14 protein-coding genes and 1 pseudogene are annotated in these 16,623 nt (G+C 74.3%); 6 read left to right on the forward strand and 9 right to left on the reverse strand.

Going from position 1 to position 16,623, the window contains the following annotated elements:
* The 3 genes and pseudogenes from WMI84_RS07290 to WMI84_RS07300 all read left to right on the forward strand — a co-directional run.
* Window positions 1-227: pseudogene (locus tag WMI84_RS07290) on the forward strand (hypothetical protein); the annotation flags it as partial.
* 71 nt (window positions 228-298) lie between these two features.
* The gene (locus tag WMI84_RS07295; protein ID WP_347351744.1) at window positions 299-622 is read left to right on the forward strand and encodes a hypothetical protein; all 324 of its coding nucleotides are present in this window, start codon (window positions 299-301) and stop codon (window positions 620-622) included.
* Complete coding sequence (locus WMI84_RS07300) at window positions 619-3,138, forward strand: hypothetical protein (protein ID WP_347351746.1); 2,520 nt, start codon at window positions 619-621, stop codon at window positions 3,136-3,138. Before WMI84_RS07295 ends, WMI84_RS07300 begins: the two co-directional genes overlap by 4 nt.
* Before the next feature lie 18 nt (window positions 3,139-3,156).
* On the opposite strand, the gene WMI84_RS07305 is transcribed toward WMI84_RS07300, so the two are convergent.
* Window positions 3,157-3,729 (reverse strand): hypothetical protein, encoded by a 573-nt coding sequence (locus WMI84_RS07305; protein ID WP_347351748.1) that lies wholly within the window; start codon window positions 3,727-3,729, stop codon window positions 3,157-3,159.
* Between the two features lie 127 nt (window positions 3,730-3,856).
* On the opposite strand from WMI84_RS07305, the gene WMI84_RS07310 reads away from it, so the two are divergent.
* Window positions 3,857-4,645 (forward strand): glycerophosphodiester phosphodiesterase, encoded by a 789-nt coding sequence (locus WMI84_RS07310; RefSeq protein WP_347351750.1) that lies wholly within the window; start codon window positions 3,857-3,859, stop codon window positions 4,643-4,645.
* Between the two features lie 52 nt (window positions 4,646-4,697).
* Here the strand turns inward: WMI84_RS07310 and WMI84_RS07315 are convergent, their stop codons facing one another.
* From WMI84_RS07315 to WMI84_RS07335, 5 genes are all read right to left on the reverse strand, one after another.
* Window positions 4,698-5,096 (reverse strand): VOC family protein, encoded by a 399-nt coding sequence (locus WMI84_RS07315; protein WP_347351752.1) that lies wholly within the window; start codon window positions 5,094-5,096, stop codon window positions 4,698-4,700.
* Window positions 5,097-5,226: 130 nt separating this feature from the next.
* Window positions 5,227-5,628: a type II toxin-antitoxin system VapC family toxin gene (locus tag WMI84_RS07320; RefSeq protein ID WP_347351754.1), complete on the reverse strand. Its 402-nt coding sequence runs from the start codon at window positions 5,626-5,628 to the stop codon at window positions 5,227-5,229.
* Window positions 5,625-5,861, reverse strand: a complete 237-nt coding sequence (locus WMI84_RS07325; RefSeq protein WP_347351755.1) for a hypothetical protein — start codon at window positions 5,859-5,861, stop codon at window positions 5,625-5,627. The genes WMI84_RS07320 and WMI84_RS07325 overlap by 4 nt, the downstream gene beginning before the upstream one ends.
* 50 nt (window positions 5,862-5,911) lie before the next feature.
* Window positions 5,912-6,547 carry a hypothetical protein gene (locus WMI84_RS07330; protein ID WP_347351757.1) on the reverse strand — a complete coding sequence of 212 codons (636 nt, stop codon included), beginning with the start codon at window positions 6,545-6,547 and terminating at the stop codon, window positions 5,912-5,914.
* A complete protein-coding gene (locus WMI84_RS07335; protein ID WP_347351759.1) occupies window positions 6,544-6,999 on the reverse strand; it encodes an acyl-CoA thioesterase in 456 nt (151 codons plus the stop codon). Before WMI84_RS07335 ends, WMI84_RS07330 begins: the two co-directional genes overlap by 4 nt.
* 84 nt (window positions 7,000-7,083) lie before the next feature.
* Here WMI84_RS07335 and WMI84_RS07340 point away from each other — a divergent pair, with 84 nt between their 5' ends.
* Both WMI84_RS07340 and WMI84_RS07345 read left to right on the forward strand, forming a co-directional pair.
* Window positions 7,084-9,216, forward strand: coding sequence for a DEAD/DEAH box helicase (locus WMI84_RS07340; RefSeq protein WP_347351761.1), 2,133 nt, complete (start codon window positions 7,084-7,086; stop codon window positions 9,214-9,216).
* A gap of 51 nt (window positions 9,217-9,267) precedes the next feature.
* Window positions 9,268-10,212 carry an acyl-CoA thioesterase II gene (locus tag WMI84_RS07345; protein ID WP_347351762.1) on the forward strand — a complete coding sequence of 315 codons (945 nt, stop codon included), beginning with the start codon at window positions 9,268-9,270 and terminating at the stop codon, window positions 10,210-10,212.
* Here the strand turns inward: WMI84_RS07345 and treZ are convergent.
* From treZ to glgX, 3 genes are read right to left on the reverse strand one after another with little or no spacing between them, the layout of a single operon-like run.
* A complete protein-coding gene (treZ, locus tag WMI84_RS07350; RefSeq protein WP_347351764.1) occupies window positions 10,199-11,992 on the reverse strand; it encodes a malto-oligosyltrehalose trehalohydrolase in 1,794 nt (597 codons plus the stop codon). The genes WMI84_RS07345 and treZ overlap by 14 nt on opposite strands.
* A 9-nt stretch (window positions 11,993-12,001) precedes the next feature.
* Window positions 12,002-14,437 (reverse strand): malto-oligosyltrehalose synthase, encoded by a 2,436-nt coding sequence (treY, locus tag WMI84_RS07355; protein ID WP_347351766.1) that lies wholly within the window; start codon window positions 14,435-14,437, stop codon window positions 12,002-12,004.
* Entirely contained in the window at window positions 14,434-16,578 is a 2,145-nt protein-coding gene (gene glgX / locus WMI84_RS07360; RefSeq protein WP_347351768.1) for a glycogen debranching protein GlgX, read from the reverse strand. The genes treY and glgX overlap by 4 nt, the downstream gene beginning before the upstream one ends.
* Between the last annotated feature and the right edge of the window lie 45 nt (window positions 16,579-16,623).

A 16,623-nucleotide genomic window follows, 5' to 3' on the forward strand; every position in this document is an offset into this window, starting at 1 on the left:
GGCCGCAGGTGACGCTCGCCTGGCCTCCGCGGACCGCGGACGGGTACTCGCTGTTCGTCGACGGGACCGCCGAGGTCCGGTCGGCCGGCGAGGACGCCGTCGTCACGGTCTCGCCGTCCCGGGCGGTGCTGCACCGGCCGGCTCCGGCACCGACCCCGCCCGACGACCCGTCCGCGTGCGTCTCGGACTGTGTCGAGCTCCCGGTGACCGGCGGCGCGGGCACCTGAGGCCGGCCCGATGCCCGCGGCCCTGTGGACAACCGGCGAGGCCGTGGCGTCGACTTCCCTACTGTCGAGGCATGGCGTACTTCTCCATCGACGAGGACGGGGTCCGCAGTGCCCGTGCCGTCCTCGCCGACGACCCGAGAGCCCTGCACGAGCTGGCCGCCGGCCTGTCCTCGGCCGTCGCGACCGCGCGGGCCGCCGTCGGGTCCGACCAGGTGGGCCTGCTGGAGGCGCTCGAGCGGTTCGGCGGCGTGCACGCCCACGCCCTCGACGCGGTCGCCGAGGCCTCGGCGGCCCTCGGCGGCGACCTCGACCTGACGGTCACCCGGTCGGCGGCGATCGAGCTGGCGGTCGCGGCCGCGGTGGGCTCGGGTCGAGACCTGCTCGGTGCGGCGTGATCCGGCCGGTCGCCGAGGGGCCGAGCGCGGAGCGCGGCGCGTCGGCGCTGCCCCTCCCCCAGGGCGAGCCCGAGCTGCTGCGTCGCGCGGCGGGGCGCATCGGGAGCATCGGCTCGGCGGCGGACGGCACCGCGACGGTCCGCGGGGCCCTCGCACCACTGCTGACCGAGGTCTGGACGGGGGCGGCGGCCGGACAGGCGGTCACCGAGGCGCGGGCCCTGGGCGAGCGTTCCCGGCGGGTCGTCGCTGCCCTGCCCTCCGCCGAGCGGGTGCTCACCCGGTATGCCGCCGTGCTCGACGAGACCCGGCGACTGACCCGGGCGCTCCAGTCCCGATGGGACGTCGCCCAGGACGACCAGGACCGCGACCGGCGCCGCCTCGAGATGGTGCAGGCGACCACCGGGACCGACCAGAGCAGCGCGTTGCAGGAGGTGGCCGAGCGGCACCGCGCCGTGCAGGCCCGGCTGGCCCAGCGGCATACCTCCGAACGGGAGTCGCTGAGGAACGCGGCCCGCGACGCCCGGTCGGCGCTGTACGCCCTGTCGGAGGCCACCCTGCCCGCCGGGGGCCGGCCGAGCGCCGAGTCGGTGCAGGCGGCCCTGACCGGTGACCTCGGCTTCGCCGCGGGTGCCGAGCGGGCCCGGGCCGCGCGGCGGGCCGGTCTGGACGCGGCCGTGCCGTGGCGGCGGATCACGGCGTCCGGGCAGGCGGGGGATGCCGAGATCGACGCGCTCGCGGCACTGCTCGGCACCGTTGCGGCGGATCCCCTTGCGGCACAGGCCTTCCTTGAGGAGGTCGGGATCGGACAGGTGCAGGAGACGCTCGCCGGTGTCAGCCGCCCGGGCAGCGCGGGTTCGCTCGACACGACCCGTTCGCTGGCCGTCGCCCTGGGCACCGTGTTCGTCTCGGCGACCGCACCCCGGGCCACCGGTTCCGACCCGCGCACGGCTCGCCAGCTGGCCTCGCGCGCCGCGTTGCTGCAGGACGAGGCGGTCCGCTCGGTGACGGCGGTCGTCACCACGGGCGAGGGGCAGCACGACTCCGGCTACTGGCTCCTCGCCCAGCTCGTGGTGGGCGCTCGGGGGGCCGGTGTCACGACGCGGCTGCCCACCGGCTTCGCCCGGCGTCTCGTGGGCGCGGCTGCCGCTGCCGAGGTGACCCGTAGCCGTGACCCCCGGTTCGTCGGTCGGCACGGGAGCACCCGAGTGCCGGACGGCGACCGTCAGTTCGCGTCACTGTTCGAGGACGGAGACCGGACCGGAGACGCGCTGCACGTCCTGCTGCAGGAGGCCACCCGCTCGGTCGGGGACGCGGACGACGTGGCGCGGCTGCTCGCCACCCCGGTGCCGGGCCCGCTTCGGAACGGACGCGGCGAGCCCGCGGTGCTCGCCGAGTACCTCGTGCGCCGGTGGGTGACGCACACCGTGAGCAGCCCGCAGGCTCCTACCGACCTCGAGCTCGCCACCAACGCCGACCTGGGGCACCTGATGGCGGCGCTGGGCTCCGGGCCGCAGGTCGCGGCGCTGCGCAGCCGGGTGATGATCGAGGTGGGCCGCACCAACGAGCTGGCCCAGCGGGAGTGGGCCACCATCCTGCAGTACGAGTCGAACTCGGCAGGGATCGAGTCGAGTGCCGTCGAGTGGCTGCAGCAGATGCCCGAGAGCGTGGGCGTGACCCTGCACGGACGGTCGCTCGAGCAGCCACCGGCCGAAGGTGTCGCCGGCGGCTACGCGGTACCGGTCGGCGACGACGTGCAACCGCTGCTGGCCGACCGGGAGCTGACCCGGCTGGTCGGCGCGTTCGCGGTCGGCCACGACCTGGCACCGGGCCCCGACGAGCCGGCTGCCGCGTACCAGCAGCTCATGGCGGGCGAGGTGACCCGGCTCACCGAGCAGGTGCAGGCCGGGCTCGATCCCGACGACACGCTGCTGCGGCTGGGCTTCTACCACGGGAGCGGGTCGGCAGCACTGCTGTCGCGCGCCGAGCGCCAGGACGAGCTCAACGAGCGGATGTGGCACAACCTCGCCGACCTCAAGAACCTCGCCGATCCGAAGGAGCGGCTGGAGGCCGCGGTGACGCTGGCCACCGAGGGCACCAACCGCTCCGCGCTCGACGACTTCACGATCTCCGTGGTCCGCAGCCGGGAGGCGATCCTGCAGGCGGAGGCGAACGAGGCCCGGTTCGCCGCGTTGCTCGGCACCGTGACGACCCTGCTGCGCGGCGCGCCGAGCTGCACGCCGGAGGATGCGAGCCGGCTCTACCCACTGGCCCGGGGTGCCGCGCTGGCGCCGCCCACCGTCCCGGCCGCCGAGCTGCGTCAGGTCCGCGACCGCGAGGTGGCAGCTGCGCTCCGGGCGATGCTGCCCGAGGTTGCGCAGGAGCACGTCGAGAAGGTGCACGAGGCCTTCACCGACCGGGTCGAGGAGGACAAGCGGCGCCGGCAGGAGCGCGACCGGACCGGGCCGGAGCCAGGCGTCGGGCACCGCGGCAGGGCCCACGTCGGCCGGCCCGGCTGACCGCAGCGACGGGACCGGTCACCACCAAGCCGGATGCAGGTCGACACCGCGCCGGCGCAGGACCGCCTGCACCGCCTTGGTGTCCCGGTTGCGGAAGACGAGCGAGGCCGTCCGCAGCGGCCCAGGACCGCCGGGCACCCCGGCCCAGCCGGGCACCGCGACGTCGGGGGCGGCCCCGGCCGCGCCGGGCACCCCGGCCCAGCCCGGCACCTCCCACGGCGCCCCGTCCGGGTCGTCGGGGCGGACGCTCGCGAAGACTCCCTCCGACCGCAGCTGCTCCGCGACCTCGGCCACCTCGTCGGGTGAGCCGCCCCACCCGAGTCCCCTGGTCGTCCCGGCCCAGCGCCTCCGGTCGACCAGGACGAGGGCGCCGAGCGGGCCGAGTGCGAGCACGAGGCCCGCCCGACCCGGCCGGCCGGCCATCCGCAGGCCCGCGAACCCCGCACCCGCCGTGGCGCAGCAGGTACCCAGCAGCGCCGCCCAGCCCACCGCGTCGAGCTGGGCCGTGCGCAGCCAGGGGCGGCGCCCGCGGACCCGACCGGGCCGCAGCGGTGCGGTCGAGTACTCGGCGTACCCACGGGCCATCGGCATGGGCCCATCGTGCCACCGGCGCCCGTGCGCTCCGAGTCGCCGGCGCGCGGTCCGGATCAGGGGACGCCACTGCATCGCGGCCGCCGCGCTCCCCGCGTCGCCGGCACGCGTGGCTACGCTCGCCCCCATGGCCTCGCCCCGCCCCTACCTGCGGCCGGTCCCGATCGCCCTGGCCCACCGCGGCGGCGCCCGCTACGGCCCCAACGCCGGGCTCGAGAACACGCTGACGGCCTTCCGCAATGCCGTGCGGCTCGGCTACACGTACCTCGAGACCGACGTGCACCTGACGAGTGACGGGCAGCTGGTCGTCCTGCACGACGACCGCCTCGACCGGGTCACGGACCGCACCGGCCCGGTCCGGGAGCTGCCCTGGAGCCAGGTGCGGCAGGCCCGGATCGGTGGGCACGAGCGGATCCCGCTGCTGTCCGAGGTGCTCGACGCGCTGCCCGAGACCAGGCTGAACATCGACCTGAAGGCGCCCGGCACCGCCGAGCCGACGTGGGAGCTCATCCACTCCCGCGGGCGCTGCGACGACTGCTGCGTCGGCTCCTTCTCCCACCGGCTGGTCACCCGCTTCCGCCGGCTGAGCGGGGGGCGCGTCGCGACCGCCGCGTCCACTCCCGGCACCGCCCTGATGGCGCTCGGGCCACGGTGGCTCTCGCAGGTGCTGCGGACCCCGGCAGACGTGTTCCAGGTGCCGACCGGCATCACGGTCCGGGGCCGCGCCGTCCCTCTCGTCACCCCGAAGCTGGTCGAGCTGGCGCACCGGTGCGCCAAGCAGGTGCACGTGTGGACCGTCGACGACGCCGACGAGATGGAGCGCCTGCTCGACCTCGGCGTCGACGGGATCGTCACCGACCGGATCGACGTGCTCAAGGCGGTCCTCGTCGCCCGGGACAGCTGGACCGGCCGCTGACGTAGGAGCGTCGCCCGACCGGCTCGACAGGCTCAATGGGCGCCCTCGAGGCTCAGGTGGCCACTGCCCGCTCCGCCTCGCCGCGCAGGACGCAGAACTCGTTGCCCTCCGGGTCGGCCAGGACCACCCATCCGGTGCCGTCGCCGCGGATGTCGCGCAGGTCGGCCACCTGCCTCGCGCCCAGGCTGATCAGGTGCTCGACCTCCTCGTCGCGGCTGCGTTGCTGCGGGCGCAGGTCGAAGTGGATCCGGTTCTTGACCTGCTTGGTGTCGGGCACCTCGATGAAGAGCAGGCGGTGGCCGGTCTGTGGGGACAGGATCAGGCACTCCACGTGACCTGGCTTGTTGGGGTCGTCCTCGAGATCGACGTAGCCGAGCACGCCCTTCCACCACTGCGACAGCTCGTAGGCGTTGGCACAGTCGATGGTGGTGGTGACGATGTCCACAGTCATGCCTCCACGGTGCCAAGGTGACCGGCGGACCACAACGGATCTTGCCGGCCGACGACGAGTACGCGTCGCGGTGCACCGGTCCGCATCCCCCACCACCCTCTGGTCCCGGCACTCCCGGACCGAGGCGTGGTCACACCATCTCGAGTGGGCAGGCCAGCCCGGGAGCCCTGGCGAGCCTCGCGTCTGCCGTCAGCAGTGGCACGCCGAGCCGGACCGCAAGGGCCACATACAGCGCGTCGTAGAAGGTGAGGTTGGACCGCCAGCTCCAGGCGAGCTCGGCCAGCACCCCCGAATGGGGATAACGGTGCTCGATGAGCGTCCGGCTCGCAGCCAGGGCCACCTCGCCCTCCCGAGCACTGATCTGGCCCCGCCGCTCGTGCCGCCGCAGGACGTTGCCCACCTCGGCATCGACCAGGTGGGGGGCGTGTCGACGCATCGTCGGCAGTCGCCGGCGCAGGTCGTCCGCGGCATCGGTCTTCCCGATGAGCGCCAGCGCCAGCGCCGAGGCGTCGAGGACGTAGTCGTCGCTCACCGGCGCTCGGCCGCGAGGTCGGCCAGGATGGACTCGGTCGTGGCCCCCGCGGTGTGGCCACCTGCTCGGGCCGACTCCAGCATGGCCAGCGCCTCGTCGGTCGTGGGGCGGCTGGCGAAGTCGATGACAACCTCGCGCATGTAGGACTGGATCGAGCGCCCGGAGGCTCGGGCCCGCGTGCGGATCACCTCATACACCGACTCGGGGATCTCGCGGATCTGGATCGTGGCCACAGCGCTAGTTTAGCGCTGTGGCGCTGCACTCGGCCACGACGGACAACGGGTCACCGCGCCAGGACGTGACCCCGCGAGGTGCTGAGCCGGGTCCACTGGCCGTGCATCGTGACCGAGGCGGGCTCGCCCGGCGAGGTGAAGCCCAGCGCGTAGGCGGCGAACGCCATGCCGGCCGGCACCGGGGGCACGGTGTCGGTGGGCACGCCCCACACCCGGCGGCGCAGCTCGTCGACGGCCAGGGCCCCGGACCCCTCGGGGGCGCCGTGGGTGACGGCCGCGATGCCCTCCTTGGCCACCCGGTCCAGGTCGGTGCAGTCGATCTCGCCGACCCGTTCCCACCCGCCCCGGGGAGGCGTGTCGTTCGCCCAGAGGGTGCTCAGCGTCGTGGGGGGCAGCGCGAACGTGGCACCCTCGCCGGAGCGACGGGCCAACCGGTCCGCGACCGCGGCGATGGGCACGGTCGTGTCGACCGGGTCCCCGCCGGCGACGGGCATGATGCGCATGCCGAGCACGCTGCCCTCGCCGGGCAGCCCGCTGTGGCGCAGGACCGCGACGGTCAGCACGAGCATCGGGCCCAGGGTCCGGATCCGGACGGCACCGTCGATGCTGATCGGTCGGGCCCGGGAGATGAAGGTCCCGAAGTCCGTGCGCACCCGCGGGTCGAGGAAGTCGATCGTCGTCGTCACCTGCGCCTCCGTCGCAGCGGCGCGGGCGGACCCTTGACCTGCTCGAGCGAGGCCCGCTCGTCCGGTCGCATCCGGCGCGGCGCGGCCGACGCGAAGTCGTAGAGCGCCAGCTCGGTCTCCGCGACGGCATACACCTCGGTGCCGAGGCCCTCCGGATCGCGCACGATGTACGCCACGTCGAACCCGGCGCCCCCGATCCGCGACACCCACATCTCGACCCGCACCGGCTCGAGGCGGAAGCCCAGCGGGCGGCGGTACTCGATCTCGTGACGTGAGACGAGCACCCCCTCGTCGAGCAGCGACCGGTCCTGGTCGAACCAGTCCCGGAACGCGATGACGCGGGCGTCCTCGAGCAGCCGGAGGAACTGCACGTTGTTGATGTGGGCGTACGCGTCCATGTCGGACCAGCGCAGGGACACGTCCGCGGCGTACGTCCGGTCGGAGCCATCCATACCCGCCATCCTTGCAGCCCCGTCGTCCACAGGCAGCAGGTATGCCGCCCGGCGGCGTCCCCGGACCCGCGTAGGTTGGGTGCCGTGCCAGTGACGACAGACCTGCGTGAGCAGTCCCTGCGCGAGCTGCGCCGCCTGGTGGGCGCACCCGGCGCCGAGCTGCGCGAGGGGCAGCTCGAGGCGATCGACGCGCTCGTGGCCGGGCACCGGCGCGTGCTCGTCGTGCAACGCACCGGCTGGGGCAAGTCGGCCGTCTACTTCGTGGCGACGGTGCTGCTGCGGGCGCAGGGTGCCGGGCCGACGGTCATCGTCAGCCCCCTGCTGGCCCTGATGCGCGACCAGATCTCGGCGGCGGGGCGGGCCGGCATCCGGGCGGTCACGCTCAACTCGACCAACGCCGACGAGTGGGGCGCCGTCTCGGCGGCCCTGGCCCGCGACGAGGTCGACGTCCTGCTCGTCAGTCCCGAGCGCCTGAACAACCCCCGCTTCCGCGACGAGCAGCTGCCGGGTCTGGCCCGCTCCTGCGGCCTGCTCGTCGTCGACGAGGCGCACTGCATCAGCGACTGGGGCCACGACTTCCGCCCCGACTACCGGCGCATCCGCGACCTGCTGGCCGCCCTGCCGGAGGGCACCCCGGTCCTGGCGACCACGGCAACCGCCAACGCCCGGGTCGTGACCGACGTCGTCGAACAGCTGGCGGCCGGTCGCCGGGGGCCGGAGCACGCCGGCAGCGAGGTCCTGACGCTGCGGGGGCCGCTGGCCCGCGGGTCGCTCCGGCTCGGGGTCATGCCGTTGGCGGCACCGGAGCAGCGGCTGGCCTGGCTGATCGCGCACCTCGGCGAGCTGACGGGCAGCGGCATCGTCTACACCCTCACCGTGGCAGCAGCCGAGGACGTCGCGCTGGCCCTGCACGACGCCGGCCACCCGGTGGCCGCCTACACCGGCCGCACCGACCCCTCGGAGCGGGTCAGGCTGGAGCAGGCGCTGCGCGACAACGCCGTCAAGGCCCTCGTCGCGACCAGTGCCCTCGGCATGGGCTTCGACAAGCCCGACCTGGGCTTCGTCGTGCACCTCGGCGCGCCGGCGTCGCCGGTCGCCTACTACCAGCAGGTCGGCCGGGCCGGCCGGGCCACCGACAACGCCGACGTCCTGCTGCTGCCCGGGCCCGAGGACAAGGACATCTGGCGCTACTTCGCCTCGGCCTCGATGCCCAGGCAGGACCAGGCCGACGCCGTGCTCCGCGCCCTGGCCGAGTCGGCCGGACCGCTGTCGACCGTCGCCCTGGAGTCGGTCGTCGACGTGCGCCGGACCCGGCTCGAGCTGCTCCTGAAGGTCCTGGACGTCGACGGCGCGGTCCGCCGGGTGCCCGGGGGCTGGGCGGCGACCGGGGCGTCATGGAGCTACGACGCCGAGCGCTACGCCCGGGTCACCGAGGCGCGTGAGCGCGAGCAGCGCCTGATGATCGGCTACGAGCGCACCACGACGTGCCGGATGGCCTTCCTGCAGCAGTGCCTCGACGACGGCTCGGCGGCGCCCTGCGGCCGGTGCGACACGTGCGCCGGGCCGTGGTTCGACCCGACGCTGCCCGAGGCCGCCGTCCGTGCCGCGACCGACCGGCTGCAGCGGCCGGGAGTCGTCATCGCGCCGCGGCTGCAGTGGCCGAGCGGCATGGACCGGCTCGGCGTCCCGCGCCGGGGCCGCATCGGCGCCGACGCGGCGATGGCCCCGGGGCGTGCCCTGGCCCGGCTCAGCGACCTGGGCCGGGGCGGGCAGCTGCGTGAGCTGTTGCGCGGTGCCGACGCCGAGGTGCCGGAGCAGGTGGTCCGGGCCTGCGTCGCGGTCCTGGCCGACTGGGACTGGACCCAGCGGCCGGCCGCGGTCGTGGCCGTGCCGTCCCGCCGCCGGCCGATGCTGGTGCGTTCCCTGGCGGGGCAGCTCGCCCGGATCGGCCGGATGCCCGTCCTGGGCGAGCTCGACCTGGTCGACGGCGGCCCCGTCGGGCAGGCCGGGGGCAACAGCGCCTTCCGCCTTGCGGGCATCTGGGGGCGGCTCGCGGTGGGCCCCGACCTTCGCGCCCGGCTGGAGGACACCCCCGGCCCGGTGCTGCTCGTCGACGACGTCGCGGACTCGCGGTGGACGATCACCTGTGCGGCCGAGGCCCTGCGCGAGGCCGGCGCACCCGCGGTGCTGCCGTTCACCCTGGCGCTGGACGCCTGACCCTGCCATGCGACCATGCGGTGCCCGGGACGACTTGGCTAGGGTCTACGGGTGACCGAGGAGACCCCGCCGCTGCCCCCGCTCGCCGACCTGCTCGACGTGCTGACGCTCACGGACATCGGCACCGCGCGGATCAACGTCACCGACCCGCTCGGCCGGGACGCGCCCACCTCGATCGGCGCGGAGTCCGCGCGGGTGTTCCTCGGCCGTTCGCAGCGGATGCCGCATGGCCGGGTCTTCGGCGGCCAGGTCCTTGCCCAGTGCATCATGGCGGCGGGCCTGACGATCAGCACGGTTGCCGACGTACCGCGGCCGATCCACTCGCTGCACGGCTACTTCATGCGTCCGGGCGACGACACCAAGCCCATCCACTTCGCGGTGGAGGAGATGCGCGACGGGCACTCGTTCTCGACGCGCCGGGTGCACGCCATCCAGAAGCGGGCCCCGATCATGTCGCTGGTGTGCTCGTTCCAGGAGCACGCCCGCGGTCTCGACCACCAGGAGCCGATGCCCCCCGTGCCCGGGCCGGACGGGCTGCCGTCCCTGCGCGACCTCGCCGACGACCATCCGGCGACCCGGCGCATCGCCGCAGGACGGCCCATCGAGCAGCGACACGTCGAGAGCAGCCTTTACCTCGGCCCGGGCGACGAGCACGTACCTGTCGGGCATGTGTGGCTCCGCTCGATCGGGGCGCTGCCCGACGACCCGCTGCTGCACGCGGCGGTCCTGGCCTACGCCAGCGACTACACGCTGCTGGAGCCGGTGCTGCGCCGCCACGGGCTGGCCTGGCGTGACCCGCGCCTGCGGGTGGCCAGCCTCGACCACTCGATGTGGTTCCACCGGGCCGCCGATCCGTCCGACTGGATCCTCTACGCCCAGCGCTCCCCGTCCGCCACCAGCGGCCGCGGTCTGTCGATCGGCGAGATGTTCACCCGAGACGGGGCCCTGGTCGCCACGACGGCGCAGGAGGGCATGATCCGGGTCAAGGAGTCCTGACGACGGCCACCGAGTGACCGCCGAGCCGGATGCCGCCCACCTCGGTGCGCAGCTCGCCCCAGCTCGCCAGCACCTCGGCCACACCGGCCGGGACGGGGACGTGGCGCGGCTCGGGGGCGAGGTTGGCCGCGACGGCGCCCCGGCCGCGGTGCATCACCAGCCACTGCTGCGTCTCGTGGAACCGCACGGCGAGCCGGGTCAGGTCGCCCGACGCGAAGTCGGGCTCGCTGCGACGCAGCCGCACGAGCCGCCGGTAGAAGGCGAGCATCGCGGCATGCCCCGCCGCGGACACCTCGTCCCACCGCAGCAGGCACGCCGTGCGCGTGGCCGGGTCCTGCGGGTCCGGCACGGCGGCGGTCCAGCCGTGCGCGGCGAACTCGCGCCGCCGGCCCGACCGGACGGCCTGCGCCAGCCAGTCCTCCTCGAAGCTGGTGAAGTACCGGAACGGCGTGCTCGCGCGCCACTCCTCGCCCATGAACACCATTGCCGTGTAAGGAGACAGGAGGTAGAGCGCGGCACCGATCGCCTGCTGCCCGGCGGTGATCGTGTCGCTGATCCGGTCGCCGGTCGCGCGGTTGCCCACCTGGTCGTGGGTCTGCAGGTAGGCGACGAACCGGTGCCCGGAAACCCCGGCCCGGTCGACGGGCCGGCCCCAGCGGCGACCGCGGAAGGTCGACATCCGGCCGTCGTGGAGGAAGACCTCGGCGAGCGTCTTGGCCAGCACCGACAACGGTCCGCCGTCGGGCCACGCCGCGGTGCCCCCGGCGAAGTCGGCGTAGTAGCCGCCCGTCTCCCCGGTCAGCGCCACGTGCAGGGCATGGTGCACGTCGTCGTCCCACTGCGCCGTCATGCCCAGGCCACCGCGCCCGGTGGGGGTGACCAGCACCGGGTCGTTCAGGTCGCTCTCGGCGACGAGGTCGAGCGGTCGGCACAGTTGCGTCGCGAGCGCGGCGACCTCGTCCGACAGCTCGGCGAGCACGTGCCGGGGGGAGTCGTCGCGCAGGGCGTGGACGGCGTCGAGGCGCAACGCGTCGACGTGGAAGTCGCGCAGCCAGCGCAGCGCGTTGTCGATGACCCATCGGCGTACCTCGTGGCTGTCCGGGCCGTCGAGGTTGACCGCCGGACCCCAGGGGGTGTCGTGCGCGGCGTCGAAGTACGGCCCGAACTGCGCGAGGTAGTTCCCGGTCGGCCCGAGGTGGTTGTAGACCACATCGAGGCAGATGCCCAGGCCCGCCACGTGACAGGCGTCGACGAACCGCTGGAACGCGGCCGGCCCGCCGTAGGCCTGCTGGACGGCATACGGCGCGACACCGTCGTAGCCCCAGCCGTGGGTGCCGCCGAAGGCGGCGACCGGCATCACCTCGACGAGGTCGACCCCGAGCGCGCTCAGGTGCGACAGGTGCTCGGTCGCCGCGTCGAGGGTGCCGGCCTCGGTGAAGGTGCCCACGTGCAGCTCGTAGACCACCCCGCCGAGCACCCCTCGGCCGCCGCGGGTCCCGGTCCAGCCGGCGTCGTGCCAGTCGTGGGCGCCGGGGTCGTAGGTGCGGCTCGGGCCGTGCACCCCGTACGGCTGCCAGGGGCTGCGCGGGTCGGGGCGGGGCGGACCGCCGTCGAGACGGAAGGCGTAGTCGAGCGGGCCGGCCTCCGCCGGGGTCCATTCCCACCAGCCGCCCTTGAGCCGGGCCATGGGCCGGGCGACCGGCTCCCCGCCGGGAGGTGTGGTCTCGACGAGCACCTCGGCGGCTCGGGGGGCCCAGACGCGGAGCGGGACGGGTGTCATGCCGGTCCCCTACCCGGCGGCCGGGCCCACGCCCGGGCCGTCTCGCACCAGCAGGGCGACGGGCAGCCCGGTCAGGGGCAGGACCGACTCGAGGCGCACCGCCCCGCCGGCGACGACGCCGTGGCGGAACAGGTCGACCCAGCGTCCTACGGGCAGGGTCACCGTAGCGTCACGCCACCCGCCACCGTCGGCGAGCCGCCCGGCGAGCCGGGTCGCCAGCACGACGACATCGGGTGCCCGCGCGGCTCCCCGCGCGAAGGCCACCACGTGGTGCGAGTCGCTGGCCAGGCGCGTGTGGTCGCCCTCGTCGCCGACGAACGCCTCGGGGCACTCGCGGCGCAGGCGCAGTGCGGCCGCGGTCACGCGCAGCTTCTCGTCGGCCAGGTCCGCGGGCGCCGCTCCCCCGTCGAGGCCGGCCAGCCGGTCGCGGCGGACGGCCCAGTCGACCGGACGCCGGTTGTCCGGGTCGACGAGGGAGAGCTCGACCAGCTCGGTCCCCTGGTACAGGTCGGCGACCCCGGGCATGGTCAGCTGGACCAGCTTCTGCCCCAGGACGTTCGCGCGGGTCTCGCGGGCGGTCCGGCGCAGCCACCCGTCGACGTGGCCGGCCACCGCCGCGTCGGTGGCGACCAGCCCGGCGAAGCCGAGCACCGCGCGCTCGTACTCCTCGTCGGGGTCGGTCCACGAGGTGTGCAGCTTGGCCTCGCGGACCGCCTTGCAGCAGTATGCCGCCAGCCGGCCGGCGTCGATCGGCCAGGCCCCGACGAGGGTCTGCCAGAGCAGGTACTCGGTCGGCGCGTCGAGGCGCGCCGGCCGCCGGGCCGCGGTCATCCGGCGGGCCGCCCGGACCCAGCCCGCCCAGGCGTCCGGACGCTCGGACAGGACCGCCAGCCGGGCCCGGACGTCCTCGGAGCGCTTCGTGTCGTGGGTGCTCAGGGTGGTCAGGGCGTGCGGGTGGTGGCGGGCCTGCTGCGTGGCGTACGCGTGGAACTCGTCGAGCGACACCCCCACCCGGCCCGGGTCGCCGCCCACCTCGTTCAGGCCGGTGAGGCGGACGTGCCGGTAGCAGACGGTGTCCTCCACGGCCTTGGCCATCACCGGCCCGCAGGTCTGCTGGAACCGCACGCAGAAGTCCCGGCGTGCGGCGGTGTCGAGCCCGACGGGCCGGTCGAGCGCGAGGTCGACGAGGGCGGCGACCACGGCCGGGTCCGGTCCGGGGTCGGCGGCGAGCGCCCGGTCCGCGACGGACTGCAGCTCCCGCACTGCCGTCGCACTCGCCGGCTCGCCCGGCCGGACGTAGACCCGGTAGCGGTCCATCGCGACCAGCAGCGCCTCGAGGGCTGAACGGGCCGCCGCGGGCGGCAGGTCCGGCCTGGCCCTGGCGACGAGCCGGAGCAGTCGGCGCACCTCGGGGTCGAGCACCTGCTCGACGACCTGGCGCTTGGCCGCGACCGTCATCGCGGCCAGGTCCTGCGGCGCTCCGAGCAGCTCGGTGGCCAGCTGGGCGAGCGGCGTGGCGCCGTCGGGGTCCACGAAGAGCCCGCCGACGTGCCGCAGCGCGTCGTAACCGGTCGTGCCGGCGCAGGCCCAGTGCTCGGGCAGGGGCTCGCCACCCGCCAGGATCTTCTCGACGACGACCCACGTGCCGCCGGTCACGTCGCGGAGGCGGCCCAGGTAGCCCTCGGGGTCCGCCAGCCCGTCCGGGTGGTCGATCCGCAGCCCGTCGACCTGCCCGGCCCGGACCAGGTCGACCACCCGGGCGTGGGTCGCGTCGAAGACCGCCGGGTCCTCGACCCGCAACGCGATCAGCGAGGTCACGTCGAAGAAGCGCCGGTAGTTCGGGGCACCCGGTTCGCGCCAGGAGGCCAGGCGGTAGTGCTGGGCGGGCAGGAGCGCGCTGAGCGGCATACCGGCAGTCCCGGGGGCGACCGGGAAGACGTGGTCGTGGTAGCGGACCACCTGCTCGGCCCCGAGGAGGCCGGTGCCCAGCTCGCCCGCGGCCAGCACGTCGTCGAGGTCGCCGCCGAGGACGGGCAGCACCACGCGGTCGTCACCCGCCGCCCAGTCGATGTCGAACCACGACGCGTACGGGGAGGCCCGGCCCTGCCGCAGGACCGACCAGAGCGGCCGGTTGAGGCGCTCGGGGACCGGGACCGCCATGTGGTTGGGCACGATGTCCACGACGATCCCCAGCCCGACCCGGCGGGTGGCCGCGACGAGCCGGGACCAGGCCGGCTCGCCACCGAGGTCCGCCGCGACCACGGTGTGGTCGGTGACGTCGTATCCGTGTCGCGACCCGGGGCCGGCCTGCAGCACCGGGGAGAGGTAGAGGTGGGTGACCCCGAGGGCGGCCGCGTGGGCCACGACCGCGGCCGCGTCGTCGAGGGTGAACGACGGCTCGAGCTGCACGCGCAGGGTCGAGGTCGGCACCGGGCGACCGGTCACGACGTGGCGCCCTCCGCGGGCTCACGCGGGCACCGGAGCACGACCATGCTGCGTGCCTCGACCTCCACGATCCAGTCCGGCTCGAGCTGCTCGGCGGTCATCTCGCGCGCGGTGTTGAGCTCGGGGACCCACACCCGACCCCACTCCTCGGCGGGGATGGTGAAGGCGATCGGCTCGGCGTGGGCGTTGAACATGATCAGGAACGAGTCGCCGAGGATCTGCCGGCCGCGCGGGTCCGGCTCCTGGATCGCGCCGCCGTTGAGGAAGACCATCAGTGACTTCGCGAGCCCGTTGCGCCAGCCCTCCTCGTCCATGTGCTGCGCGTTCGGCATGAACCACGCGATGTCCCCCATGTCGCTCTCGCCGCCGTGGTCGGCGCTGCCGGCGAAGAAGCGCCGGCGCCGGAAGACGGGGTTGTCGCGCCGGAGCCGGAGCAGGCACCGGGCGAACTCGAGCAGCGCCTGCTGCTCGTCGTCCAGCGCCCAGTCGACCCAGGTGATCTCGTTGTCCTGGCAGTAGCCGTTGTTGTTGCCCAGCTGGCTGCGCCCGAGCTCGTCACCGTGGCTGATCATCGGCACGCCCTGCGAGAGCAGGAGCGTGGCCAGCAGGTTGCGCTGCTGGCGGGCCCGCAGCGCGAGCACGTCGGGGTCGTCGGTGGGGCCCTCGACCCCGCAGTTCCACGACCGGTTGTGGCTCTCACCGTCCTGGCCACCGTCGCCGTTGGCTTCGTTGTGCCGCTCGTCGAAGGACACGAGGTCGCGCAGGGTGAACCCGTCGTGCGCGGTGACGAAGTTGATCGAGGCGATCGGCTTGCGGCCGGTGTGCTCGTACAGGTCGCTGCTGCCGGTCAGGCGCGAGGCGAACTCGCCGAGCTCGCCGCCAGCGCCCCGCCAGAAGTCCCGGACCGCGTCGCGGTACTTGCCGTTCCACTCCGTCCACAGGGGCGGAAACCCGCCCACCTGGTAGCCGCCGGAGCCGAGGTCCCAGGGCTCCGCGATGAGCTTGACCGGGCTGACCACCGGGTCCTGCTGGATCAGGTCGAAGAAGGCCGAGAGCTTGTCGACCTCGTGGAACTGGCGGGCCAGCGTCGCGGCGAGGTCGAAGCGGAACCCGTCGACGTGCATCTCGCCGACCCAGTAGCGCAGCGAGTCCATGATGAGCTGCAGGACGTGCGGGCTGCGCATGAGCAGGGAGTTGCCCGTGCCGGTCGTGTCGTAGTAGTGCGCGAGGCTGTCGCCGACCAGCCGGTAGTAGCGGTCGTTGTCCAGGCCCCGGAAGGCGAGCGTCGGGCCGAGCTCGTTGCCCTCGGCGGTGTGGTTGTAGACGACGTCGAGGATGACCTCGATGTCGGCCGCGTGCAGGGCCTTGACCATGCCCTTGAACTCGAGGACCTGCTGGCCGAGCTGCCCGCTCGAGCAGTACTCGTTGTGCGGGGCCAGGAAGCCGATCGTGTTGTAGCCCCAGTAGTTGCGCAGGCCGCGGTCGCGCAGGAAGCCGTCCTGGACGAACTGGTGCACCGGCATCAGCTCGATCGCGGTGACCCCGAGCGCGGTGAGGTGCTCGATCATGGCCGGGTGGGCGAGCCCGGCGTAGGTGCCGCGGATCGGCTCGGGGATGTCCGGGTGCAGCCGCGTCAGGCCCTTGACGTGGGCCTCGTAGATGACGCTCTCGTGGTACTCGTGCCGGGGCGGCCGGTCGTCGCCCCAGTCGAAGAACGGGTTGGTGACCACGGACAGCATCGTGTGGCCGAGGCTGTCGGTCGGCTCCGGCTCGCCGCCGAGGGCTGCCCGGTGGTCCCCCAGCGGGTAGGAGAAGATCGCCTGGGTGTTGTCCGGCTGCCCCATGATGGCCTTGGCGTAGGGGTCCAGCAGGAGCTTGGCCGCGTTGCAGCGGTGCCCCCGGGCCGGCTCGTACGGGCCGTGCACGCGGAACCCGTAGCGCTGGCCCGGATGCAGGTAGGGGACGTAGCCGTGCCACACGAACGCGTCGACCTCGGGCAGCTCGACCCTGGTCTCGACCAGGTCGTCGCCGACGAGGCACAGCTCGACGCAGTCGGCGGCCTGCGAGAACACCGCGAAGTTGACGCCGGTCCCGTCGTAGGTCGCGCCGAGGGGGTAGGGCCTGCCCGGCCAGATCTCCATCCGTCCCTCCCGTGGTTGCGCGACCCCCGGAGACTACCGCGTCGG

This window comes from Intrasporangium sp., assembly GCF_039812505.1.
In the GTDB taxonomy this organism is placed as follows: Bacteria; Actinomycetota; Actinomycetes; order Actinomycetales; family Dermatophilaceae; genus Intrasporangium_A.

Coding starts and splice junctions, on each gene's coding strand:
- WMI84_RS07315 (WP_347351752.1), bottom strand. CDS start 5,096: ATGACTGTGGACATCGTCACCACCACCATCGACTGTGCCAACGCCTAC.
- WMI84_RS07310 (WP_347351750.1), top strand. CDS start 3,857: ATGGCCTCGCCCCGCCCCTACCTGCGGCCGGTCCCGATCGCCCTGGCC.
- WMI84_RS07305 (WP_347351748.1), bottom strand. CDS start 3,729: ATGCCGATGGCCCGTGGGTACGCCGAGTACTCGACCGCACCGCTGCGG.
- treZ (WP_347351764.1), bottom strand. CDS start 11,992: ATGACACCCGTCCCGCTCCGCGTCTGGGCCCCCCGAGCCGCCGAGGTG.
- glgX (WP_347351768.1), bottom strand. CDS start 16,578: ATGGAGATCTGGCCGGGCAGGCCCTACCCCCTCGGCGCGACCTACGAC.
- WMI84_RS07335 (WP_347351759.1), bottom strand. CDS start 6,999: ATGGATGGCTCCGACCGGACGTACGCCGCGGACGTGTCCCTGCGCTGG.
- WMI84_RS07295 (WP_347351744.1), top strand. CDS start 299: ATGGCGTACTTCTCCATCGACGAGGACGGGGTCCGCAGTGCCCGTGCC.